23 protein-coding genes and 2 pseudogenes are annotated in these 23550 nt (G+C 68.2%); 9 read left to right on the top strand and 16 right to left on the bottom strand.

Going from position 1 to position 23550, the window contains the following annotated elements:
• Positions 1–70 precede the first annotated feature (70 nt).
• On the top strand, positions 71–814 hold the full coding sequence (locus FYW95_RS06750; RefSeq protein ID WP_160050169.1) for a hypothetical protein: 744 nt from the start codon (positions 71–73) through the stop codon (positions 812–814).
• Positions 815–940: 126 nt separating this feature from the next.
• On the opposite strand, the gene FYW95_RS06745 is transcribed toward FYW95_RS06750, so the two are convergent.
• Together FYW95_RS06745 and FYW95_RS06740 are read right to left on the bottom strand one after the other, a co-directional pair.
• Positions 941–1132, bottom strand: a complete 192-nt coding sequence (locus FYW95_RS06745; RefSeq protein ID WP_160050168.1) for a DUF397 domain-containing protein — start codon at positions 1130–1132, stop codon at positions 941–943.
• Between the two features lie 9 nt (positions 1133–1141).
• Positions 1142–2011: a helix-turn-helix domain-containing protein gene (locus tag FYW95_RS06740; RefSeq protein ID WP_236567722.1), complete on the bottom strand. Its 870-nt coding sequence runs from the start codon at positions 2009–2011 to the stop codon at positions 1142–1144.
• Positions 2012–2282: 271 nt separating this feature from the next.
• Between FYW95_RS06740 and FYW95_RS06735 the strand changes: the two genes are divergently transcribed.
• Together FYW95_RS06735 and FYW95_RS06730 are read left to right on the top strand one after the other, a co-directional pair.
• Positions 2283–2825, top strand: coding sequence for an ATP-binding protein (locus FYW95_RS06735; protein ID WP_159942071.1), 543 nt, complete (start codon positions 2283–2285; stop codon positions 2823–2825).
• The gene (locus FYW95_RS06730) at positions 2822–3328 is read left to right on the top strand and encodes a hypothetical protein (RefSeq protein ID WP_159942072.1); all 507 of its coding nucleotides are present in this window, start codon (positions 2822–2824) and stop codon (positions 3326–3328) included. The genes FYW95_RS06735 and FYW95_RS06730 overlap by 4 nt, the downstream gene beginning before the upstream one ends.
• A gap of 82 nt (positions 3329–3410) precedes the next feature.
• On the opposite strand, the gene FYW95_RS06725 is transcribed toward FYW95_RS06730, so the two are convergent.
• The 3 genes from FYW95_RS06725 to FYW95_RS06715 form a co-directional block, all read right to left on the bottom strand.
• Positions 3411–3992, bottom strand: coding sequence for a GNAT family N-acetyltransferase (locus FYW95_RS06725; protein ID WP_159942073.1), 582 nt, complete (start codon positions 3990–3992; stop codon positions 3411–3413).
• A 246-nt stretch (positions 3993–4238) separates the two neighbouring features.
• A complete protein-coding gene (locus tag FYW95_RS06720; RefSeq protein ID WP_160050167.1) occupies positions 4239–4724 on the bottom strand; it encodes an HIT family protein in 486 nt (161 codons plus the stop codon).
• Positions 4721–5818, bottom strand: a complete 1098-nt coding sequence (locus tag FYW95_RS06715) for a TOMM precursor leader peptide-binding protein (RefSeq protein ID WP_160050166.1) — start codon at positions 5816–5818, stop codon at positions 4721–4723. The genes FYW95_RS06720 and FYW95_RS06715 overlap by 4 nt, the downstream gene beginning before the upstream one ends.
• Before the next feature lie 171 nt (positions 5819–5989).
• Here FYW95_RS06715 and FYW95_RS06710 point away from each other — a divergent pair, with 171 nt between their 5' ends.
• The 5 genes from FYW95_RS06710 (at position 5990) to FYW95_RS06690 (ending at position 9719) form a co-directional block, all read left to right on the top strand.
• Positions 5990–6190, top strand: coding sequence for a hypothetical protein (locus FYW95_RS06710; protein WP_061080143.1), 201 nt, complete (start codon positions 5990–5992; stop codon positions 6188–6190).
• Between the two features lies 1 nt (position 6191).
• Positions 6192–6719 carry a DUF6879 family protein gene (locus FYW95_RS06705; protein ID WP_159942076.1) on the top strand — a complete coding sequence of 176 codons (528 nt, stop codon included), beginning with the start codon at positions 6192–6194 and terminating at the stop codon, positions 6717–6719.
• Complete coding sequence (locus tag FYW95_RS06700) at positions 6716–7579, top strand: helix-turn-helix domain-containing protein (protein WP_159942077.1); 864 nt, start codon at positions 6716–6718, stop codon at positions 7577–7579. Before FYW95_RS06705 ends, FYW95_RS06700 begins: the two co-directional genes overlap by 4 nt.
• A gap of 4 nt (positions 7580–7583) precedes the next feature.
• Positions 7584–8051 (top strand): NUDIX hydrolase, encoded by a 468-nt coding sequence (locus FYW95_RS06695; protein WP_159942078.1) that lies wholly within the window; start codon positions 7584–7586, stop codon positions 8049–8051.
• A gap of 585 nt (positions 8052–8636) precedes the next feature.
• Positions 8637–9719: a type I restriction endonuclease gene (locus FYW95_RS06690; RefSeq protein ID WP_159942079.1), complete on the top strand. Its 1083-nt coding sequence runs from the start codon at positions 8637–8639 to the stop codon at positions 9717–9719.
• A gap of 446 nt (positions 9720–10165) precedes the next feature.
• Here the strand turns inward: FYW95_RS06690 and FYW95_RS06685 are convergent, their stop codons facing one another.
• From FYW95_RS06685 to FYW95_RS06640, 11 genes and pseudogenes are all read right to left on the bottom strand, one after another.
• Positions 10166–11383 carry a M14 family zinc carboxypeptidase gene (locus FYW95_RS06685; protein ID WP_236572118.1) on the bottom strand — a complete coding sequence of 406 codons (1218 nt, stop codon included), beginning with the start codon at positions 11381–11383 and terminating at the stop codon, positions 10166–10168.
• A 294-nt stretch (positions 11384–11677) separates the two neighbouring features.
• Positions 11678–12925 (bottom strand): styrene monooxygenase subunit StyA, encoded by a 1248-nt coding sequence (gene styA / locus FYW95_RS06680; RefSeq protein ID WP_160050164.1) that lies wholly within the window; start codon positions 12923–12925, stop codon positions 11678–11680.
• 92 nt (positions 12926–13017) lie between these two features.
• Positions 13018–13449 (bottom strand): DUF397 domain-containing protein, encoded by a 432-nt coding sequence (locus tag FYW95_RS28845; protein WP_159942082.1) that lies wholly within the window; start codon positions 13447–13449, stop codon positions 13018–13020.
• A pseudogene (locus FYW95_RS28045) lies at positions 13386–13967 on the bottom strand (DUF5753 domain-containing protein); the annotation flags it as partial. The pseudogene FYW95_RS28045 and the gene FYW95_RS28845, both read right to left, overlap by 64 nt.
• Positions 13964–14216 (bottom strand): annotated as a pseudogene (locus tag FYW95_RS06670) (hypothetical protein); the annotation flags it as partial. The pseudogenes FYW95_RS28045 and FYW95_RS06670, both read right to left, overlap by 4 nt.
• 433 nt (positions 14217–14649) lie before the next feature.
• Positions 14650–15078 (bottom strand): hypothetical protein, encoded by a 429-nt coding sequence (locus FYW95_RS06665; protein WP_160050163.1) that lies wholly within the window; start codon positions 15076–15078, stop codon positions 14650–14652.
• 72 nt (positions 15079–15150) lie between these two features.
• Positions 15151–15867, bottom strand: a complete 717-nt coding sequence (locus FYW95_RS06660) for a DUF6518 family protein (RefSeq protein WP_160050162.1) — start codon at positions 15865–15867, stop codon at positions 15151–15153.
• 3 nt (positions 15868–15870) lie between these two features.
• The gene (locus FYW95_RS06655; RefSeq protein ID WP_160050161.1) at positions 15871–17445 is read right to left on the bottom strand and encodes an alpha/beta hydrolase; all 1575 of its coding nucleotides are present in this window, start codon (positions 17443–17445) and stop codon (positions 15871–15873) included.
• Positions 17446–17456: 11 nt separating this feature from the next.
• Entirely contained in the window at positions 17457–17825 is a 369-nt protein-coding gene (locus FYW95_RS06650) for a hypothetical protein (protein ID WP_236572117.1), read from the bottom strand.
• A gap of 312 nt (positions 17826–18137) precedes the next feature.
• Complete coding sequence (locus tag FYW95_RS06645; protein ID WP_236572116.1) at positions 18138–21530, bottom strand: type ISP restriction/modification enzyme; 3393 nt, start codon at positions 21528–21530, stop codon at positions 18138–18140.
• A gap of 777 nt (positions 21531–22307) precedes the next feature.
• Positions 22308–22739 (bottom strand): hypothetical protein, encoded by a 432-nt coding sequence (locus tag FYW95_RS06640; protein ID WP_159942088.1) that lies wholly within the window; start codon positions 22737–22739, stop codon positions 22308–22310.
• A 236-nt stretch (positions 22740–22975) separates the two neighbouring features.
• Between FYW95_RS06640 and FYW95_RS06635 the strand changes: the two genes are divergently transcribed.
• Entirely contained in the window at positions 22976–23533 is a 558-nt protein-coding gene (locus FYW95_RS06635; RefSeq protein ID WP_159942089.1) for a CG0192-related protein, read from the top strand.
• Positions 23534–23550: the final 17 nt, after the last annotated feature.

The following is a 23550-nucleotide window of genomic DNA, read 5'->3' as shown; positions in this document are numbered from 1 at the left end:
CCAGGCCCGACGTCTGCGCCAGGCGTTCGAGCAGGCAGGGCGCCAGGGGACGGGCGAGCCGAGAAACCCCGTGACGCTGGAGAGGTTCCTTGGCGGGGGCTCTCCGGTGAAAGGCCTTCTTCTTGTGGCCGGTTTCGCGCTGGTCATCAGCCTGGGGAACTCACCCGAGGGGTTTATCGCCCTCGGTCTTGTGCTACCTGTCGCCGCCATCGCGCTGTGGTACCTCCACCAACGTCGTGTCGGTCGAGAAGCGGAACGCGCCCGTGCCCAGGACCCGGCCCACATCATCGCCGAGTTCCAGGGGCGGTACGTGGCCGCCGACATGTTGGATCACACCTCGAACGCTCTGCTCGGCCGCGCGCAGGGTGCGGTGGACACCGTGCTCGGTTCGTCGCCGCACCGACAGGGGTTGTTGTTGGACGAGGTTCGCAACCGGGTGGTCTTGGCCGACGTCGAATGGTCCCTGGCCCAGAGTCTGGTTCAGCAGACCAGTACCCGGCACAAGATCGACAGCACCCCCACTCCGGGAGAACGGAGTCGGCTGGCCGCCGAACGCGCTCGCGCCGTCTTGGCGGAGGACGTCGCGGAGATTGAGACGCGCATCCGGACGCTGGAGGCCTACGCCGACAAGGTGCGGGCCGCTGAAATGGAGGAGCAGGACCGGCGTGCGGCCGCCGAGTTCGACGCGATCGCCGACCGAACCGCTGAGGCCCAGGCCGCACATCCCCAGCAGAACGAGGCACTCAGTTCCTTGGTGCAGGCACAGAACCTCGCACTCCAGATCGAAGCTCTCTCTCCCGGAACCAAGGGTTGATCTGCCTCCACCGGATCAGAGCGAAGGCAGCCTCTTTCCCCGTGATCTTGTACTTATAGCTACTCTCGGCGGTCGAACCTCGCTATAAGTACAAGATCGTCGGCGAGGAGGCGGGTTTGTAGGGGCTCAGGCGCCCTTGGCGGTGTCGAGGAAGGTACGCCACTCCTCCTGGGGGAAGTCCAACACGGCTCCGTTTGGATGTACCGAGTCACGAATACCGGTGCTTTCTGGCTGGTGTTTGACTTGGACACACTGACCGTTCCCGCTGCTGTAGCTACTCGTGAACCATCTGCCGAGATTTGCGGTGCTTTTTCCCATCTTGTCCTCCTAGTTCCCTTCCATCATGCCCGCCGCGAGATCTCCGACGAGTCGTCGCGACTGTTCAGGGCTGAGGGCCACACCCACCAGTTGCTCCATGATCAGCGAGTACCGGTCGACCTCGACCTCGCCCTCCAAGAAGAGATCTCCGGCCATGCTGTCGATGTAGACCACGGCAGGATCAGCCAGGTCAGGGAAGTCAATCAGGACGAAGGATCCCGGCATGCCCGGATGTGCACCCGATTCGAACTTGATGACCTGGAGTTCTACATGGGGCAACCTGGCCATGGTGACCAGATGGAGCAGTTGCTCACGCATGACGCGCTGCCCGCCCACCACGCGACGGAGCACGGCCTCGTCTACGACAGCGCGGAACCGCAGGGGCTCAGGCTTGTGCAGCAACTCCTGGCGCTGGAGACGGGCACGGACACGGTCCTCGACCTGTTCGTGGGTGGCCAGGGGAAGGGTGCCTCTGATGACGGCACGGGCGTAGTCCTCGGTCTGGAGAAGGCCGGGTACGAACAGGGACTCGTAGTTGCGGACGGTCCGGGCTTCCGACTCGAAGAGGATGTAGTTGGTGTACTCCGTGGGCAGCTCTGAGGGGTAAGTCTCCAGCCATCCTTGCTGTCCAGAGTTCTTGGTGAGCGCCAGTAGCTCGTTCCGCTTGTCGTTGCCAACCCGGTAGAGGTCGCACAGTGTGTGGAGGGTGCGGACCTGGGGGCGGGTCTGGGCCGCTTCGATGCGGTAGAGCGTCGAAGCGTTGATCCTGGTCGCTTCGGTGACATCCTCACGACTGAGGTCAGCAGATTCGCGCAGCCTTCGCAGCTCAGCGGCGAGTCGCCGCATCCGAAGCGTGCGTGTGGGCTTCTTCGTTGGCATGGTTGCTCCCTTGCCTTGGCATAACTCCGTAGACCTGCGGTCCGATGGTGTTTGGGGCTCAAGTTACCCAGGTTCCTGCATCTGTGCGAATGCATACCTTGCATTTTCAGGATTGCTTAGTCATGATGGCGTAAGTGAGTCAGGTATCTGTACCTGGCACTGCCGCTTCGCCGAGAGCGGCTGACATGAAAACGGCTCTGGGGGCGATTGCCGCGCCCCCAGAGCCCAAGCCGACAACCACCCATCGCGTGAAGAAGAAGGAGCTGTCAGCATGACCATTGTGCCGCGTCCCCGCGCGCCGTTCCACACGCCCACCCCGCCCTTCGCCGGGCGCCGCTGGGCCTCGCGCGTCTACCCCGGAGACCTCGCGCAGGCCGCCTGGGTCCGCGAGGACCTGCGCGCCGACCTGTTCCGCCTGGAGGGCCTGAGCCGAGACCTGTCCGACACGGTGGTGCTGTGCGCGAGCGAGATGTTCGCCAACTCGTGCGACCACTCCCGCTCCGGCGAGGAGGGCGGCCGGGTCATTCGCACCCTGTCCATGCCCACCGCCACCACCCTGCACCTGGCGATCGTCGACGACGGCGCCCGCACCGACACCCCCACCCGCCCCCGGATCCCGCACCAGCGCACGGAGCAGGAGTGGGAGGAGGCCGAACGCGGCCGGGGCCTGCTGATCATCGAGCACCTGGCCACCTCCTGGGGGACCCGGCCGGTGGTGGACTTCCCGTTCTGCGCGGGGCTGGGTACGGCGGTGTGGGCCGAGTTCACCCTCACCCCCACCGCTCCCGCAGCCACCGCCGGGGCCGGTCGGTGAGCGCCCCCGCCTCCGGCGAACCGGGCGCCGACCGCATCCGCCGGGTGCTGGACGCGCCCCGGGGACAGCGCTTCGTCCGCCCCGGCGCCGCACACCGGCCCACCTGGGAGGAGCGGCTCCTGGCCCAGATGCGGGACAACCCGCGGGTGGCCTACCGCCAGGCCCACGGTGAGCTGCCGCACTGGATGCGCGTCCAGGCCGCCCGGATGGCCGAACGCGACGCCCAGCGGCTGGGAGAGCCCGACCGCCCGGACCGTCCGCGCAAGCCCTCGCCCGCACCGCCGCGCCCACCGGAACCCGCGCTTCCGCGTCCGAGGCCCGCTCCCGACGACGGCCCGTTCCCGCCACGGCCCAAGCGCCCGCCGCTGCCGCGCCGCCGCTCCCAGCGTCCGCAAAGCCACCGCAGACCGCCCCGCCTGCGCTGGGCGCTGCCCCTGGCCGGCTACACCCTGGCCGCCACGGTCGGCGCCCTGGCCCACCACCTCACCGCGGGCCTGTTCTGAGAACCACCCCGGCCCGCACAAACCGTGACGGCCGCGCTGACCCTCCCGGGCCCGGCGCGGCCGTCACCGTCTTCCCCCTGCATCAGCCGTCCGCACCCACGACCACCGACGGTCCCGGGAAGTCCTCGGGCACGGCGTCCATGACGACCTCTCCGCAGCGGCGTCCCTTCCAGACCCCGGCGCTGCGCATGGTGCCCGCCTCCCGGAAACCCGCCTTGGCGTAGGCGGTGCGACCGGCGGTGTTGGGCTCCAACACCTTCAGCCAGACCATCTCCAGGCCGATGACGTGGAAGGCGTAGTCCAGCGTCAACCGCGTCGCGACGGTGCCCACACCCTGCCCCCGGGCCTCGGGAGCCACAACCAGGATGAACTCGGCCGTGCGCACCTGGTGGTCGATGAGCAGGCTCGCCAGCCCGCACGGGGTCGGCTCGCTCCCGCGCACGTCGTAGACGGTGAACCGCGCCTGGTCAGGCGCTCCGCGCAACTGGTGCTCCAGGCCTTCGGCCCGTGACTCGGGGCTTTCGGGGACCTGGCGTCCGTAGCCGAGCACCGCGCCGGGGTCGCTCTCCCACCGCCAGTACTCGCGGGCCAGGTCCGCGCGCAGTGCTCCCAGGGCGATGCCCTCGGCCTCGGCCCACAGGACCGGCGCGGTCGTGTCACTCATCGGACTCCTCGAAGGGTGTTGGATCTGGACGCAATCTCACGCAAGGGCATTGGTCCGCGTCACGGCACCGGCTTTCATGGTCATCGCGGGGAGTCCGACGGCCCGGGACGTCGGCGGCCCCGCGATCAGACACCCCAGCGAGGAGGGAGCCACGGTGAACGACGACGGTAACAACTAAAAGGCCAGCGGATGTGACGACGGCGGGGCGGTTCCCTCTGGGCCGCCCCGCCCCGTTTGCCTGGGGGTTCAGGGCGCGTTGTTCCTGATGCGTTCGGCCACGGTCACGAGCCAGGCGTCGTCGGCGCGGGTGTGGTCGTGTGAGGACAGGTACCCCTGGTACCGGTCGAAGTAGCCCTCGATCGGGGAGGCCACCTCGCGCCAGTTCCCGCCCTGGTTGCCCGCGGTGCCGTGCATGGGGAAGAGCTTGGCATGGGCGTGGTCGACCCCGTAGCCCTCGTACATGATCCCGGTGCGGGCCACGTCGTCAAAGGCCGCGTCCAGGCGGCGGGCGACCTCGCGGGCAGCTAGGTGCAGGGCCGTGTACTCCGAGGGTTCCATCTCGACCACGTAGCTGGTGCGGTGGGCCCTGGGGATGACGACGGAGAACCCCTCGGTGTTGGGGAAGATCGACAAGAACGCCAGGTGGTCGGCGTCCTCCCAGATCCGGTGGGCGGGCGCGTCCCCGGACACGATCCGGCAGAAGACGCAGCCTGCGGCATGGTCGGTGTTCATCGGACTCCTTCACGGGACAGGACGGCCTCGGCACAGGTGGGGCAGGTAGGGTCGCGCTCAGCGGCCTGCTGGTCGAGGGTCAGATCGTGCGACCACACTCCCACGCGGCGGTTCAGTGAGGCCGGTGTGCCGAATCCGCCCAGGTGGCGCAGCACGTCCAGCGCGGCCAGGGAGGAGGCCAGCATGTTGACCGGTCCGTTGGAAGGCGCCTGGTAGCGCCCGTTGACGCGTGCGATGAGCGAGGCCAGTTCGGCCTCGTCCTCGGGAGGGCGTGCGGTCAGCGGTCGGCAGTTCCAGCATCCGGTCGTCCCCGGCACCACCAGCGGACCCCACACCGCGATGTCGTTGACGTAGCAGGCGTTCAGCCACGCTGTTCCCGACGTGACGCAGTGGGCGTTCACGAGGCCCGTCAGACCGGGGGAGTCCGCCGAGACCACGAGGAGGTCGCACGCGGGCAGGTGTTCCAGGTCCGTCGTGTCCGCCACTCCGTGAACCACCGGCCGTACTCGGCACGAGGAGTTGCGCCGCCTCAGTTCCCGGGCGAGTACCTCCGCCTTGGGCAGGCCGATGTCGGTCTCGGTGAACAGGAACTGGCGGGTCAGGTTGCTCAGCTCCACGTGATCACCGTCCATCAGGACCAGTTCCCCGACCCCGGCCGTGGCCAGGGTGACCGCGACCAGACTGCCGATCCCGCCGCATCCGAGCAGCACGACGCTGGCCTCACCCAGACGGCGCTGTACCCGCTCGGCGTCGGCTCCGGAGAGCTCGTAGAACAGTGTGTGCCTGCTGTAACGGTCGGCGCGGTCGTAGGAGTGTGCGGGGATCAGGCAGTTGCCGTGTTCGAGCAGCAGCATCGCCGCCTCGGTCGAGGCGGCGTCAACACCGCGGGAGTGCAGGTGGACCGAGGCTGCCTCACGGGTGCGTGGTTTACGGAAGTGGTCGGCCAGGAGCAGCAGCGGCTCCCACAGCGCGCGGTCGTGTACGGGTTGGCGTATCGAACCGAAACCGAGGAATAGCGTCTCGTCCTGGACCCCGACCCGTACATAGGGGGCGAGTACGCGCGGAGGATCGTGGTGGACAGCGTCAGGAGACATGGCCGGTACCGCCTTGGCATCCGAGGAGAACGGGGACGGCACGAACGTAGGCAGGTAGGGGTACGCGGGGCGCGGGGATTGCGCGAGATTGCGTCCGCGAGATACGCCAACACCTGCCCGGCCGTTCTTCTCCCGGGATACTCGTAGCGCACCCCCGAACCGAGGAGGACCATGAAACTCCGCAAGCTCGGCACCACGTCTCAGGACGGTGGCTGCCCCACGTTGTACGAGACGGACACCGGTGACATTGTGGTGCAAGGCGACAAACTGACCGATCCCGAAGCCCTGCGGCAGTTGAGTGACGTGCTCGCGGGTGAGGAGTTCGTCGTCGTCCCGCGTGCCCTGCTCACCCGCTTCGCTCCCAAGGACTGAGATGCCGGAGATCGTCAGCGGAGAGGACTTCACCGACCTCTTCCGCCGTTACCGACACACCGCCTGGCGTCTGGAGACACGCACGCACTACGGCAAGGCGAACGAAGATCTGCCGTTCCAGGAATGGCTCTCCGGCAAGGAGCCCAGCCTGGAATGGTTCAGGCCGTGGTTGAGCATGATGCGTGAGGAGCTGGCCACCGGCAAGCGCATGGAGAGGGTCCGCCTCATCGACGACCCGCCCTCGGACTACCTGCGCTGGGAGCTGTGGGGCACTCCCTACAACCTCGGCGTCGGCGAGGACATCCGCTACCTGCCGCGCACCCACCCGATCGTGGCGGAACTACCCGACCACGACTTCTGGGTGTTCGACAGCCGCATGGTGGCCCGCCTGGAGTTCGATGACGACCGCTTCCTCGGAGCGAGCCTGACCGATGACCCAGACCAGGTACTGACCGCCCTCCAGGCACGGGACGCGGCCTGGCACCATGCGCTCACCTTCACCGAGTACATGGCGTCACGCGCCGCATGACCGACTACCAGACAGCCCGGGTCTCCCTCGGTGTTCGCCTACGCGAACTCCGCGAGGAGGCCGGGCTGTCTGGCCGTGAACTGGCCTTTCGAGCCGGTTGGCACCCCTCCAAGGTGTCCCGTCTGGAGCACGGCAAGCAAACCGCGAGCACGGACGATCTGCGCTCATGGGCGCTGTTGTGCGGTCGCCAGGACGCCGCTGGAGGTCTGGTCACGCAGCTTCGCTCCCTGGAGACCCACTACGCGAACTGGCGGCGCCAGCTCGCGGCCGGACACGAGGCGCGCCAGCACTCCTACTTCCCCCTGGACGAGCGGACACGGAGGTTCCGAATCTTCGAGTCGGCCTGTGTCCCGGGTTTCCTGCAAACCGCCGAATACGCACGGTTCATGTTCCGCCGGGGTGTGCGTCTGCACGGTGTGCCTGATGACGGACAGCGGGCGGTGGACGCCAGGATCGAGCGTCAACGCGTACTCGAAGCACCGGACAAGACGTTCCACCTCCTCATATGGGAACCAGCCCTGAGGTTCCGCCTGGCTCCGGACACGGTCATGGCCGACCAGCTTGAACACGTCATCGCCGAACTCACCTTGGGAAGAGCTGAGATCGGCGTCATTCCGATGCGGTGCAGCATGGACGTGGTCCCCTCACACGGCTTCTGGATCTTCGACGATGACCGGGTGATCGTGGAGACCATCGGCGCGGAACTGTGTCTGACCGACGACGACGCTGTGGAGCCCTACCGGCGCGTGTTCGACCAGCTGTCCAGGTCGGCGGTGCGTGGTCCCGTTGCCGTCCGCTTGGTGGAGGGCGTCATCGGCGACCTGACCGGCGCTGCCGCTTCTCGTCAGAAGAGGTCCTGAGTTCGTGGCACGTACCGAGTACTACGACGATCCTGCGGCTCCCGTTCCCAACAGCCTGGTGGTCGCGGCCAGCGCGGCCGTCATCGATGAGCAGGGCCGTTTGTTGTTGCAGCGGCGGGTGGACAACGGGCTGTGGGCGATGCCGGGCGGGACGATGGAGATGACCGAGAGCCTGCCCCAGGCGGCGGTGCGGGAGGTGCGGGAGGAGACCGGCTATGAGGTCGAGGTGACCGGGCTGGTGGGCACCTACACCGACGCCCGCCACGTCATCGCCTATAGGGATGGGGAGGTGCGCCGCCAGTTCAACGTGTGCTTCCGCGCACGGGTCGTCGGCGGGGCGCTCGCGGTCAGCGACGAGTCGCACGAGGTGGACTGGTTCGGTCCCGAGGAGGCGGCGGGACTGGAGATGCACCACACCCAGCGACTGCGCGTGGAACACGCGCTGGGCGGGGGAGGGGCGCACGCGGGCTGACCGGCTGCGCTGCCGCTTCCGGCATCCGCAGGCCGTCCGCCTGCGCTCTCGTGGACTCGGCGCTTTCGACCTGGACCGGTGCGCGGCCTCCGGGTGAGATCTTATTGTTAACCCGGTTCACAGGAAATAGACGTAAGGTGGTTCCGTGGCGCCGTGAAGGACCTTTGTACAGCAGGACGGTGGCCATGGCGGGCGGGTTTACCCAGTTCGCGGGCCGCCTCATAGACGTGTCCTTGGTCCTGAACTGGTCCTTTGCCCCACGCGTCACGTTTCTGGCCGGTTGCTGCGCGGCCTCCGGTGCCGAATCCCCTCGCGTGGACGACCGCTGTCAGCCTTCCCGGTGCTGGCGCGGGAGCCCGGCCCAAATTCGCGAAAATCCCCCAGGAGAGCCGCTGGCACCATTCCTCCGCTCGGTGCGGACCAGACAACAGAGCAGTGTCCGTCCATCCCGTTCCCGTTCTCCGCGGGCGCGGATAAAGCCGATGCTTCCATCGGAATTCCCGTTATAACGAACCGGTCGACCTGTGGATGCCGGGCTTTCCGCCTTGCTATGGTTTCCGGACCAGACTTACGTGGAGGCTCGGTATGGAATTCGAAGAGAGGGTTTCCGCGCTCAGCTCCAAGGTGCAGAAGCAGCGCGAGATGACCCAGACCGAGGAGGCGGCGAAGAACGCCTTCGTCATGCCCTTTATCGCGACGGTCCTCGGATACGACGTCTTCGATCCGCGCGAGGTCGTCCCCGAGTTCACCGCCGACGTCGGCGTGAAGAAGGGCGAAAAGGTCGACTACGCCATCATGCTCGACAGCGAAGTGCAGATGCTCATCGAGTGCAAGAAGGCGAACGGCGAGTTGAAGGTAGAGCACGCGTCGCAGCTCTACCGGTACTTCTCGGTGACCAACGCGCGCATCGCGGTCCTCACCAACGGCGTCGAATACCAGTTCTACACCGACCTCGACGCGCCGAACCGCATGGACTCCAAGCCGTTCATGGTGCTCGACCTCGGCGACGTCGACGAGAGCCTCCTGCCGGAGCTGCGCAAGCTGACCAAGGCCTCCTTCAACCTGAACTCCGTGGTCGACGCCGCCGAGAAGCTCAAATACATCGGCGCGATCAAACGCACGCTGGCGGAGCAGTTCCAGGAGCCCGGCGCCGAATGGGTGAAGTTCTTCGCCAGCCGCGTCTACGACAAGGCCTTCACCAGGCGGGCACGCGAGCAGTTCACGCCGCTCGTCGAGGAGGCCACCGCCGCCTTCCTCGACGACCAGGTCAACATCCGGCTGAAGAAGGCCCTGGAGTCGACGCGTCCGCAGCCCGAAGCGGAGCCGGTCACCAGCGAGGAAGCCGCCGAGGAGGACCTGGAACGCGGCACGGGGATCGAGACCACCCTGGAGGAGCTGGAGGGGTACCAGGTCGTCAAGGCGATCGCGTGCAGCGAGGTCAAGCCGCAGCGGATCGCGCACCGGGACTCCAAGAGCTACTTCGCCATCCTGCTGGACGACAACAACCGCAGGCCGATCGCGCGCCTGCACTTCAACGCCAGGTCGAAGAAGTACCTCGGCACCTTCGACGCCGACAAGAACGAGACCCGCCACCCGTTGGAGTCGATCGACGAGATCTACCTGCACGCCGACAAGATCCGCGAGGCGGTGCGCCACTACCTGGCCTGAGGCCGGAACGGTGCGTTCCGGCAGTCCCCGCCGGTCACGACCGGGAAGCCGTGTACCCGGAGGGTACGCAGCCCTGTGGTTTCCGGACCCCGGAACCGGGCCTCCCACTCCGCGGTCTCGTCCGGGTCGGACCTGTCGAGTGCGTCGGTGATCCGCCGGAGTGTGCGTGCGACCAAGGTGCGGTCACGGATGTGCAGGTCGTCGCCGGGTACGCCGACGCCTCCGCCCATACGGGTTTCTCCGGGCAACCCCGCTGGAGAGGGTGCCGGAGGGGCCACGCGGATCGGCGCGGATACCGGCCAGCGGGGTCGCCCGGGCTGGTTGGTTCTGCCGGGGCGCAGGCGGGGGCGCGCCATGTGCGGGACACGGAGCCCGGGGTTGCGAAGGCGGGGAGGCCGGCACCCGTGCGGGTCCGGCCTCCGTCGGTTCAGCCGTTCAGGGGCCGGTCACCGCTCGGGGATGGCGTGGTACCGCTCCGGGTCCAGCTCGCGCAACGAGCCGTCGGCGAGGCCCTCGACCACCGCCTCCAGGCCGCGCTCGACCGTCGTGACGAGCTGGCCGCGCTGGCGGGCGCCCCAGCTCTGCGTCTGGCCGCGCACCTCGAACAGCATCGTGCCGCTGCCGTTGAGCGCGAAGGACCCCAGCGCCGTCCCCGGCAGGTCGAGGTCCTGCGGGTACAGCGTGATGTTGCCGAACCCCGAGTTGCCGTAGGAGTTCAGCTCGTCGTACACCGCCACGTTGACCTGGCGGGACAGGTCGAAGTCGAACCGGTCGGCGTACTCGGCGTACTTCGCGCCCTCGGGGGTGTTCGGGTCCGGGACGAAGTCGGCGGAGACGGACAGGTTGACCCACTCCCCGCTGTCCTCCTCCTCGTAGCACGGCCCCTGGTGGTGCAGGTCGACGTAGACGTCCACCCCGCCCCGCTCCTCGGTGAGTTCCGCGTACAGGTCGCGGACCGCCTGGGACTCGGGCTGGATGTACCAGCCGGGTTCGCTGGACCGCCCCGGGAAGTCGGCGGGGTCGGGCACGTAGGACAGGTCCGGGTTGAAGTCGCGGTTGACGTCGAACCCGGGGCGCTCGGAGTAGTCGTCGCCCTGGAGGGGCCGGTCGTAGTAGTTCCACGCGGGCGCCGCCCCCTCCAGCTGGGGGAAGTCGGCCACGACCTCGTCCCAGCCGCGGTCGTTGCCGCGCCGGTCCAGCTCGCTGGCGTCGGGGTTCATCTTCGGTACCGCGACCAGGGTGACCTCCTCGCGCAGTTCCCGCGCCCGGGGTGTGCTGGCGCTCATGGTGCGCAGCAGGCCGAGCAGCGCCTCGGTGCCGGTCTTCTCGTTGCCGTGGATCTCGCTGGTCACCAGCAGGGTCTCCGGTCCGGTGCCCACGCGCGCGGACCAGATCTCACGTCCCCGGTTGGAGAGGCCGATCTCCTCGACCTCCAGCACGTCGCCGCGCTGGCGTTCGAGGGTGAGCAGTGCGCGCTCCAGTTCGGCGTGGTCGGTCCAGGACGGGCCGCCGGTGTCCCCGGTGTTGGCCGAGCAGTTCGCCTGCGAGGGCTGCGCCGCGGCGGGGGAGGCGAGCGTGACGACCGGGGTCGTGAGCAGTGCTCCGGCGAGCAGCGCGGCCAGGGGTGCGCGGTGACGCGTCCGTTGCTGACGGTAGGGGGTCAAGAGCCCTCCAGGGGGTGGGGTGGTTCTTGGTGCCCTCAGGCTTAACGCAGGTGTAGGTGAACGGTCAAGCATTTGATCTGTGCGCTATTCGTCCGCACGGAGGCTTGCGAGTTTGGTGCCCAGTCGGTACTCAGTACGTCCACCTGAGCCTTCCCCGGCCCTCGGTGAGGTGTTCTCGCGATGGTGCCGGGTCCGCTTCCGGTGTTCGGAGGAAAGGGAAACGTGCGGAAGCGGGGCCGGCGGGACGCGCTCGTGGTCCGGTCGGCGGGCGGTCCGGGGCCGCCGGACCGGACCTCACCCGGGGGCGGGTGTGTGCCGGGCGATCCAGGCCCGGGTGCGCCGGGGGTCGGCCAGGTCGTCCCAGAAGCGCTCGGGGTAGTTGAACCACGCGGTGAACTCGTCGGCCAGGGAGCGGTTGCGGCTCAGCTCCCCGAGGAAGCCCAGGAAGTCCTCGGGCAGGGTCTCCAGGTTCTCCATGAGCAGGTTGGTGGTGCGCGCCGCCGACAGGACCCGGTCCTGCCTGCGCATGTCGACGTGTTCGACGAAGCGGCGGTCGAAGACGTCCTGGCGCACGATCTCCTCGGCGAGCACCCACGCGGCGTGGGAGGCCATGTTCGCCCCCTGCCCGAGCAGGGGGTCCACGGTGACGTGCGCGTCGCCCAGGGCGAGCACCACGGTGCCGTCGTCCAGCACGGTGTGCGTGCGGCGCACCACCGGGGTGACCGCGCCCTGGAGGATGCCGCGCGGTCCGTCCAGCGGCCCGAACTCGGACGGGTCGATCCGCTCGAAGCACGCCGGGTAGTGCTCGCGGAACAGGTTCAGGGCCAGGTCCCGGTAGCCCGCGGGGTCGTCCTCGTAGGGGATGGCGGCCAGCGCCTCCAGGTCGGAGCCGGGGTGGTTCTCGATGACCAGGGCCATGACCTGGCCGCCGTCGGTCCAGGTGGGGATCTCGATCATCTCGCCCGCGCGCGGGGAGACGTGGAAGGTCACCTGGGGGACGGGTCGCTGGGCGATGCCGGTGAACAGGCCCGCGCTCAGCAGCCGCCGGGGCCGGGTGTGGGGCGAATGCGCGGGATCGCGGTCGAACACCTTCGCGAAGGGGCCGCCCCCGGTGCACACCACGACCAGGTCGAAGCGTGCGCCCAGTGAGGGGAGGTCGTCGCGCGAGAGCCGGCCGAGAACCAGTTCCCCGCCGCCCTCGGTGAAGTCCTCCATCAGGCGCGGTTGGTAGATCCGGTAGTCCACGGCCCGGCTGGGTGAGGGGAGCCGGCCCGCGAAGGCGGTGGGCTCCGGTCCGGGGCCCACCCGGTACTCGTGCCCGGGGTAGCCGAACTCCTCCACCGGCCAGTGGTCCACACCGAGGGCGCGCTCGCGTTCCACGGTCACGGCGTGGTGGGCGACGGTGTTGAGTACCCTCGACCGCCGTTGCTCGTCCGGTGAGCGGTCGGTGAAGAGGGCGACCTCCACACCGTGTTGTAGGAGGCGCAGACCCAGGTGCAGGCCCGCGGTTCCGGCGCCGACGATACCGATCCTCTTACGCACGTTTCTCCTGGGGAGCGGGGGGTGATGCGGAGGCGAGGGGCGGTGGACGGAGCCTCCGGGCCCTTCGGTGGGTGGGGGCGCCTTTCCCTCACTCAGGGTGATCGTACGTAACATGTCACGGCCCGACCAGGGGCGTGCGGGGAATTCGTGGGTGTCCCGGGAGAGGGGTTCCCCTGTCCACCGGTACGCAGCGGACAGGGGACGTGCTCCAGGCGGGATCGTCCCTGGCGGTGCCCCAGGAAGGCCTCCCCCGCCTCGCCGCTGAAGAAGAGGGCTCCCGCTTCGCGGTTCTCGGTGTCCCGCACGCCCGTGGCCGCCCCTTCGGAGACCTCCACACAGGCGCCCCTGCCGTTGGTGTAGCTCGCCTTGTGCCAGCAAGCGGGAGCGAAGGAGGCGTTGGTGGTCGTGCTCGGAGCCGTGACAGCCTTTTGTACTCGGTGATCAGAGTCTTGAGGAGGGTTCGCATCTCCACTGTGGGGAGGGCGGACGCCTGTAGCCGATTCAACGCTATCTCGTGTTCCCATAGGTCCTCCCGGTCCGCGAAGAACAATCCGTCCGGAGGAAAGTCGATGACGAGCGCACCGTCCGTCTCGTCGAAGGTCAGCATGGAGGAGCCGTAGGTCGGGGACATGCCCGCTGTGGATGGGGGCACCTGGAGGTTGATGGACGGCCGAGCGGCGAGTTGGAGCGGGTGCTCCAACCGTGTGTTCGTGACCCCGGTGTCTCCGGTGACACACCGCAGGCAGGGCTCGTCCAGGATCACCCAGATCCTTGGCGGTTTCTCGCGCTCCAGCACATTGGCGTGTTGTTGCAAGCGTGCTTCCACCCGGCGTGCGCGTTCGGCCTCATCTGGAACGTAGCGACGGGCCATCATGGGTTTGATGCAGTCGCGGTGCTGGAGAAGACCGGGGACCAGGCCGACCGTGTACTCCTGGATCTTGGCCGCCTCGTGTTCCAGGCCGTGGAAGTTCCCGTTGTCAGCGTCCTTGAACCCACGAGAGGACGTGCTGCTTCTCGCCTCTGCGGAGTGGCTCGCCTTCACGCACGGAACCGTACGTGACGGTTCCGAAGCGCTCTGATCCGCCTATGCCGCTGTTGGGCCACGGTCACGAGGCGGACGTCCTCGGCGCGGGTGTGGTCGTGTGAGGACAGGTCACCCCTGGTACCGGTCGAAGCAGCCCTCGATCGGTGAGGCCATCTCGCGCCAGTTCTCGCCCTGGTTGCCCGCGGTGCCGTGCATGGGGAAGAGCTTGGCGTGGGCGTGGTCGTTCCCGTAGCCCTCGTCCATGATCCGGTGCGGGCCACGGTCAGTGGTACGCGGTTCCGTCGCCGTTCACCTGGTGGGGGAGCCGTCGGCGACCTGGGAACGGTGCTGCCGCGCCTCACGGAAAGCAGCCCTGAGCCCGGTCATTTTCCCCTGTGTGGCTGTGGTGGTTGGGCTTCCAGGCGCTTTTTCCGTGCCAACGACCTCTCCGCGTCCTCCAGGAGGCCGGTGAATATCTGGCGGTATGTCTTTCCGGACCGATCCCGGTAGCCCAGTGCTCCTTTTGGTTTGATGTCCAGGGCTTCAAGGCACAGCTGTGCTGTGCCCACCCCAGCAGCACCGCCGGGGCGACGAACAGGCCGGAGGTCGCCGGTCCCGTCCCGTCGCGTATGAAGACGAAGAAATCGGACGCCAGCCCGATCGCCGACCCCACCGTCGCGGCGAGGAGGACGAACAGCCATCACCGCTCCTGGAGAGATCCCGTGCCGCGGACCACCGTGCGCCCGCGTAGTGCGTCCGGCTCCCAGACGCGCCGGAGTAGTCGGATCGCAGTGCCGTCACCTCGGGACACGGTCGGCCCTCTTGCGTGCTCTCGTGTGTTCTCGCCGCTGGACGGCATCACGGTTCGTCTGCTTCCTGTCGCGACGTCGCCGAGGGTCTGTTCGTCGTCGAAGTAACCGGAATGCCCGGTGTGCTCCTCGGGGTCGAGATAGGGCCCCAGTCTCTCGCCCGGGTCATCCGGATTCTCGAAGAACTCGTCGTTGTCGAGCGGTTCACCGAAGTGTTCGTCGGTCAAATCGACGCGGTCGCGGATGTCGATGCCGTCGTCATCACCTTCGACGACATGGATGTCGTCCGGGTCCATGGACAGTTCGGTGATATTGTCCACGCTGGCCCCTGACCGTGTTGTGTGAGGGTTCATCCCTCTGGTGGGTTGCGCGCAGAATTTCAGAAAGGGCGCTTAGAGTCCGCCGCTCGCGCGCCAGAGGAAGACGCTGTTGAGCACCGACACGACGGTCAGGGGCCACAGGAACAGCGCCGCGCACACCAGTGCCATGAGCCTGGCGGAGAACCCCCGGCACAACACCAGCACCAGCACGGCCATGGACAGGTCGAAGGATCTCGTCACAACGCCGCTGTACTCCACGTAGTACTCGGATCCCGTGACGAAACCGAGGTAGAGGGGGACGCAGAGCCACGCCGAGACCAGTCCGGCACAGGCAGCCCGGGCGAGCAACCGACGTGACCGCAGTGTGTGCCCGAGGTAGCCCAGCAGTGGACCCAGGCACAGGCCGACCACCGCCCACGCCCGGTACTCCAGGACGTTCTGTTCGTGCCCTGCGAGCTGGGTCCCGAGGAAGTGACCGGCCACAGAGGCCACGAGGGTGGTCAGACCGATTACCGCGGCCCACCGGGGCCGTGCGGTCAGCCAGCCCAACAGGACGGCGGGAGCGATGAAGGGGCCGAACGAAGGGCTGTTCCACTCGTCCCATTTCAGGACGAACGTTCCCGAGAGAAGGCCAGCGGCGCCTCCCACCACCACCGCCAGCAGGAAGAACAGCCCCATGTGTTCGTTGAGGAAGGCCCTGGGACGGGAGACGGGTGTGTTCGGCCCTTCCTGCGGCTGCCACAGCCACGCCGTCAGGGACAGCAGGTGTCCGGGGTTCGCGCTCTGCATGGGTTACTTTCCCGTCGTGACGTCGCCGAGGTAGTCGAGGGTCTGCTCGTCGTCGAAGTAACCCGAATGGCCGGTCTCCTCCGAGGGATCCAACCGGTTGCCCAGGTCCTGGCCGGGATTGTCGGGGTCCTGGTAGAACTCCTCCTCGTGCAGAGGTACGCCGTACGAGCCGTCCATTCCCAGGCCTCTGGCGGTGCTGATCCAGTCGTCGTCGCCGAGAACGACATGGACGTCCTCTTCGCTCATGGACAGTTCGCTGATGTTGTCGACGGTGGCACCGGCGCCGCCGATGAGGACCATGCTGTCCGCGGCCAGTCCGCCTCCGATGTTCGGGTTGTCCGCCGCTCCCACCACGAGGGCGCCGAAGCTGTGGCCTATGACCGTGTTGTGCGAGGGTTCGTCCCCCTGGTGGGTGGCGCGCAGTCCCTCCTGGAACTCGGCGAAGTCCCGTCCCGCGTCGTCCGCGGACATGTCCCCGGGGAAGGGCGGATCGTAGCCGAACCAGACCACGGAGGCGTTGTCGGCTCCGGGGGCGTTCTCGTTCATCTCGGCCAGGATCGTGTCGGCGCGTTCGAACGACGTTCCGAGACTGCCCAGGTGGTTCAACATACCTGGTACAAGTGTGGAGACGTTGTCCGCGGTGTCGGGGTTGCCCCGGGAGAGGGCTGCCTGGCCGTCGAGGGACAGGGGATCGAAGTGGATCAGGAAGGTGTCCTCCTCCCCGAGGGCCTCGCGTATCTCCTTGAGGTAGACGCCCTCCAGCGCCGGATCCTTGTCCTCCATGAGCTCCAGATGCTCCTCGAACGCGGTCCGGTTCAGTTCGTCCCTGACCACGACGGGCACGCCGTCCAGGTTGCGAAGGTCGTCGGGGTACTCCTCCATCGCGTGTTCCCGCTGGTTCGGGGCGAGGTCGGCCCACCAGCGCGCCACCTCCTGGGGAGTCCAGTCCTCCTGGGGGCCGAAGTCGATCACGGGGTCGGGTACACCGCCGAAGATGTGGATCTCCCTGCCGGTCATGAGGCCGGCGTCCTCGATGCGTTTCCAGGAGGCGGCGCTCGGTCCGTTGGTCAGCGCGTCCTTGGTGTCGTCGGTCGCGTCGTCCAGGTCCGAGCGGGCTTGGGCATGTTCGCCCAGGAGTTCTTCGCGGACCCCGTTCAGGTAGTCCACCTCGGCCTGTTCCTGGGAGACGCCGCTGAACGTCAGGGTGTCGGCGCCGAATTCCCCGATGCGGGCCAGGGCCGCGCTCTTGCACTCGCTCCAACGAAGGTGGAGGTCGGCTCGTACCCCCCGATACTCCTTGACGGCGTCCGCGTAGAGGGTGAGGGTGCCCGCCCCGTGGGTCAGGAGCTCCGCCGTGTCCTCCCAGGTCTGGATCTGCTGTCCGCTCGCCCCGGTGATGTCCCAGGCGATCGTGTCGCTGAATTCGTTGGCGGTCGCCCAGAAACTGGTTTCCAGGTCGATCGACTGGCCGAGCATCGTGTTCCTGGTGGTGAGGAGGCCGTCAGCGCTGTCACGGATAACGTCCTCGTCGGCGTCGACGTCGTCGGGAAGTCCGAGCACCATGTATTCGGGTGACATGTGCCGTCCTCTCAGAAGTTGACTTCCCGTGGAATCGAAGGAATGGCGCCTCCGTAGTCCGAGGATGACCGGTGGTCCGTCTCGGAGACCTCACCGCCGGCGTGTCCGCCTTTCTCAGCGAGGTTTCTGCTGCTCCTCGCGGACTGGAGAATGCGGTCGTTGCCCTCGATGTCGTAGTCCACCAGGGACCCTCCGAGTTCGGGTGCTCCGGAGTAGAGGGGTGAGACGGCGTTTGCGAAATCCTGGATGAGTGTGGCCATGGTGTCGGCCATGTCCGCCGCGGTGCCAGCTGAATTGATGGCATCGTCTGGATTCGCACCTGCGTGGGCCATGTGTCTCTCCAGGGGGGAAGAAGCCGTCTCCTGCTGGATACTAGCCATGGCCAGGAGGGCGGGAAGCCGCGTGTGTGAGGCGTCGTGCGGGGTTGTCCGGCACGTGTGCCGCGGATTCCGGGGTCCTCCGCGTCCAGGTCCTGTTCACCGCGGCGCGGGAGAAAGCGAGGTCATGCCAGCTGTCTTCTTGTTCGGACGACCCCTGGTGTTTCGAACTCGCTTCCGTTGGTTTCCTGTTGGCGCCGGGCCTTGAACGCTATTCCGGACGTGGCCGGAACCGGCCATCTCCCATACAAGGGCAGAGAAAGCCCGCATGCCTCGGCAACCGTGCTTCGCGGCCGTCACGGTCCCCGGAAGTCGTCAGGCCAGCGGGATCTCCCCCTGCCCGTCGCCGCGGGGCCCCTTACGCACCCCGGAAGGAACGGGCAGGACCCGTGCCCCCCCGAGCTCCTCCACCGTGATCAGGGGTCCCGTGCGGATCCGTTCGAGCAGGTCCCGCTGGCTCGGTTCCAGGTCCACCAGGCGGGTGAGCACGGTGATCAGGTGCAGTAGCTGTTCGGTGAACTCGGGTGTCCAGCGATTGGGTCTGATGTCGTCCAGGGGCGACCCCCTGCGCACGTGCCTGGGGTCGCGTTCCCGTGCGGCGAACCACTTCCGGATGACGTGCATGCCGCCCACCTCGTACTCCCAGGCGGCGGTCTCCACCGGGGCGATGACACCCTCGCCCACGTGCAGGCACGGCCCCCCGGGGCCCTGGCCGCCGTCATGCCAGATCCGGTCGGGCAGGTGGCCGGGACGGTCGGGGATCTCCTCGATCACCTGGGGCCGACGCGGTCGGGGGAGCCTGGGCATGTGCGCGGGACGCCCGGCCGCGGGGTCGCGCATGCGGACACCGTAGGTGTGCAGCCACACGACCTCGCGGCCGATCTTCACGGCCCTGTCCCACAGTTCCGGGTCGGCGGTGAGGGGGATGCGGATTCCGGGGGTCCGCAGCTCCTCCCGGAAGGCCGCAGTATACCCAGGATGGGCCGCGACGGCGGCGAGGTAGGCGACGACGTCCTCGGGACCGACACCGCGTCCCAGCCGCTCGGTGAGGTGTGCCAGCAGCCCCGGCGCGAGGTTGGGGGAGTGGCCCGAGGGGTCGCGGTAGAGCGGCAGCACCCGGCCGCCGCGCCCGTTGAAGTAGTCCATGTCCGGAATGAGTGCGCTGAACAGGAGGCCGGGACCGGACGCGATGGTCTTGGAGTGCTGTTCCACCACGTGGATCTGGCGGTTGCCGTTGGCGGCCCACAGGCCTGGCCGGGGCCGATCGACGTACCGGACGTCCTCGGTGATGTGCTGGAGGTCGAAGGCGCGATGGGCGTACAAGGTGGTTCTCGGGGGTTCGCGGTCGTCCGTGATCCGTGGCATCGCGCGCAGGCGGCGCGTGGTGCTGCGGTCCGCGGTGGCCTTGAACCACCGGTCCTGCTCCTCGGGTCGTGCACTGGAGAGCCGTTCCCACCGCCGGTTGAAGGTGGCGCGGTCGGGGGTGATGACCCACGTCCGGTTGGTCTTCACACCAGAGGAGTGCCACGGCATCAGATCGCCGACAGCGGGGAGAAGGCCCCACCGGTCCTGCTGCGGGTGGAACGGGTCGGTCCACCCCCGCAGGCACTCCCGCCAGTTCCCGCCGTCGAGCCGCAGCCCCTCATCGTGTTCGAGCGCCGCGAACTTCTCTGCTCGCAGCCCCTCCACGTCCGTGTGCCAGATCCGGGCGGGGACGTCGGGCCGGGCGGGTCCGTAACGGGCGAAGATCCCGATACAGACCGGTTGCTGCACTCCGCCGAAGACGCGGGTGCTGACCGGGGGCCGGTGCCCCTCGGGGGAGAGGTCGACGATCCACCCCTCGTCGGCGGTCGAGCGCAGGTAGCGGCGCATACCGGCGAAGGCCTCCCCGGCCAGGTACGCGGAGGTGCTGACGAAGGCGACGACGCCGCTGGGCTGTTCGGGGTGGGCGTCGAAGGCCTTCCAGGTCGCCCAGCGCCAGAAGTAGAGGCTGACCGCGGAGAGTTTGTAGTCGAGGCCGCCCCGACCCGGCTCCCGGAACTCGTCCATGGACGGGCGCGCGGTGACCGGGTCCCCGGCGGGGGCGCGGCGGCGCTCCAGCCAGGAGGCGGGGTCCCGCTGCTTCGCGCTCTCGACGTAGGGCGGATTGCCGATGACCACCATCACCGGGGTGGAGCTCTTGACCCGGTTGGCCTGTTCGCGGAAGTACACCAGGTCGTCGTAGCGCCGCCCGAAGGACTGGTAGTGGTGGTTCGGGTCGTCCAGGGTGTTGCACAGGAACCGGCGGTGCTCCTCGGGGACCTCCGCCCCGTACTGTTCGCGGAGCTGCTGGTGCAGCCTGAGTTCGGACACCGCGAAGGCCGCCGTGCTGCGCTCGAAACCGATGAGGCGGTCGCGGTACAGGTCCTTGAGGCACGTGCGCGTGTGTACGGGGCCGAACTCCTCCTCCAGGTTGCGGTGCGCCCGGTCCATGGCCGAGGACAGGAAGGTCCCGCTGCCCATCGCCGGATCCACCGTGGTCACCGAACGGTCGGCGAAACCGAGCGGCAGGCCCATCCGCTCCCGCAGCACCGAGTCGGTGAACCCCGTGAGGAATTCCGCCACGGGAGCGGGCGTGTAGTAGGAGCCGGAGCTCTTCCGCAGCGCCGGGTCGTACCTGGTCAGGAAGGTTTCGTACAGGTCGGCGTGCGCCCTGGGGCGCTCGCGCGTCATCCGGGGCCAGTCCACCGCCTCCAGGACCCGGATGAGTGTGGGCAGGACGGTGACGGTCTGGACCTCGCGGGACTCGGTCAGCAGGGAGAGGGCCTGTCCCAGGAAGGCGTGCCGTTTGCCCAGGAGCTCACCGATGCCGCTCAGGTCACGGCCGCTGAAGTCCACCCCGTCCTCACGGGCCAGGATCAGGGAGAAGGTGACGGTCTGCGCGTAGACGTCGGCGAACTCCCGGTCGGGCTTGAGGTGCGGAAAGAGGAGGTCGCGCCATTCGTGTGCGAGCCGGGTGAAGGGGTCGCCCCGGCCGCGCGACCGCTCCTCGGCGAGGATCTCGGAGATCTCCTCGCGGAGTTGGGCGCACAGGCCCGCCACACGGGTGATCAGCCGGTCCAGCCCGGGTTCGCTCTCCGGCTGCCACATGAGGAACTCGCGGATCAGATCGGTGAACGCCGGATCGACCTTGGGGAACCTCTTCCGCACGGGCACCAGGTCGGGTGTGCGGACCGTGCGCAGGACCGGGGTTCCGTGGCGGAGGAGGGACCACTCGGTTCCGTTGGTGTAGAGCACGTTCGGCAGGCTCCGGAATTTCTCCCACTGCTCGCGATCGCGTCTGTCGGCCAGCCTCTCGGGGGGAATGGGTTTTCCCGGGCGTTTGAGTTCGATGTAGCCGACCCTGCCGTGCGGCCCCTGGCCGGCCCCGGTGAGGTCGACCCCGAAGTCCGGCCTCGCCTGGAGCGCGGAAAGGGGGACTTCGCCGTACACGCTGTTCGGCAGCCCCAGTGCTTTGCCCATTCTCTCCACGAGCACCTTGAGGGGTGCCCGGAGCTGCTCCTCGTCCTCGCCACCGCGTCCCAGGAGCCGGACGACGTCGTCGACGAACGCCTGGACCAGACGGTCAGTGAGACCGTGTCCCCGGAGGGGGCTCCTCGTGGAATCGGGGTTCTGTTCGGAATCGTGCGGCAACGCGGTCATCGAACCTCCGGGCTGGGCCAGTCCCATCCGCCACCAGAAGACACGCGCTATTCCGAGAAGTCAATTGCTCACACTAAGATCTATCTCGGGTGGATATGTCTTGTGATTCTCATGGGCTTTGTGTGTTGGGTGGAATGAATGGTGTGGCATTGGGAGGGAAGTGCGTCGTCGCCTGGCGCTGCTTTGAGTTCCGCCGAAGAAGCCCGGCGTGAGGAGGAAGTCCGTGTGCCAGACCGTGGTGGTCGTCCCGCGGCGCGACCCGGGGTAGGCGCTCGAAGAGCGGTCGGATCGGATCATGGCGCCGTGACCGCACGATTTCCGCCGACCGGGAAACCGCTCCCGACGCGACGGCCGGTCTGTCGGCGGGTACGGGGCAGGACACGCCCTCAGCCGTGGATAGGACGGTTCTGACCCGGCCACACCTCTCGGTTTCCCGCCCGGGCCACCACTCTTCGGCTGTTTGTCCTGTGCGGCGGCCCCAGGGGGCGGCTCGGTCTGGACCGCCTCCGCCGCGCGGCCGAAGCGGAGGTCTGGCGCGGGTGGCCCGCGCGCTTCGCCGAGCTCCTGGGCACCCACCAGCCGTGGACGGGCCGCCCCGGCCTTCCCTCCCGCGAGGCGGTCGAGCGGTTCTCCGGTACCACCGTTCGTCTGCTCGCCCAGGCCCGGGATCGAGCCCTCGCCCCAGCGGGGCTGGTCATCCTGGACGGGCGGTGGACCGAGCCGAAGGCGGCTGGCCTGAGAGCGGCGCCGCCTACGCCCGTGCCGGCGCCCACACCGACTCCCTGGACGACGATAGGACGAGGCTCATCCCTCCGAACCGCAGGAAACGTATCCCTCGATGCTCGCGAGGTACTCCTCCCGGGTGTCGAAAGCCCCCCAGCAGGAGTCAAGGTAGAGGTCCGAGAACTCGTACCCCTTCATGGGTTCACCGCACCAGTCCACCGAGTTCGCTTCCAGAACGTGCAGCATCGCCTGGCGGATCTCGCTCTCGCCAGGCCCGGAACCGCCCCCGGCACTCCACTCGTCCTGGTCGGCCACCACGCGGTAGCCCTCACCGGCTTGCACGAGGACACCGGATTCCAGAAGCACCGCCACGCCGTCGAACGATGCGAGGCCCCTCGTCTCCTCGACCTCCCTCCGCTCCTCGTAGTAGTCCTCGGTGTTCTCCATGACGGACCCGTCCTCGCCCCTGGCGAACATCTCCCGGATGACATGGGCGTCAACGGCGATCTTCACCCAGAGCTCCGTCACCCGCTCACCCGACGCCTCTGGGGCGGGGGGCCGCCTCCGGCCGGTGAACCTCCGGGGAGGCGCAGGCGGGGACAAACACGAGAGCGGCGGACACCCGTCCCGCCTCGTCGGCTCCGTTCCGCGACCGTACGGGCAGCCGGGGACCGGCCCACACCTTGGCCGGGTACGGCTCCGCGGACCGGGCCGCGGTGTCCCGCGTGCCGTATCGGATACTGGTGCCCATGGCGATCATCTACAAGGCCACCATCAAACCGGACAAGCCGACGCTGATCAGCTCCTGGCTGGACCGCCAGCCGTGGGCCGGTCGGGGAAGTGACGAGATCCTCGGCGCGTACCGGTTCGACGACCCGGAGGGGGAGGTCGGTATCGAGGCCTTCCTGGTCCGGCGCGGGGACCGGCTGCTGCACGTGCCGCTGACCTACCGGGGCGCGCCCCTGCCCGGAGGCGAGGAGCACCTCGTCACCACCATGGAGCACTCCGTCCTGGGCACGCGCTGGATCTACGACGCGGCGGGGGACGAGGTGGCGCTCGCGTGCTTCCGCCGGGCCCTGACCGGCGAGCAGGAGCAGGCGGAACTGGAGATCGTGGAGGAGGGCCGCGTGGTGGAGAAGAGGCCGCAGCAGGTCCTCGTCTCCAGCGAGCCCGGCGACGGGGACGGCGGGTCGGGCCCGGAGGCGCGGGTGCTGATCCGGCACGTCCTGGACGGCGAGCCCGAGGGCGGGCGGTTGCTCCGCGCCCGGTGGGGCGACGAGCACGCCGTGGTCGCGGCGCTGGCCTGAGCCGGGGGCCCGGTGCC

The sequence above is a fragment of the Nocardiopsis sp. FR4 genome, assembly GCF_009830945.1.
Classification (GTDB): Bacteria; Actinomycetota; Actinomycetes; order Streptosporangiales; family Streptosporangiaceae; genus Nocardiopsis.
Note: the sequence above shows the minus strand (reverse complement) of the source record. Positions and strands in the feature narration are given on the sequence as shown.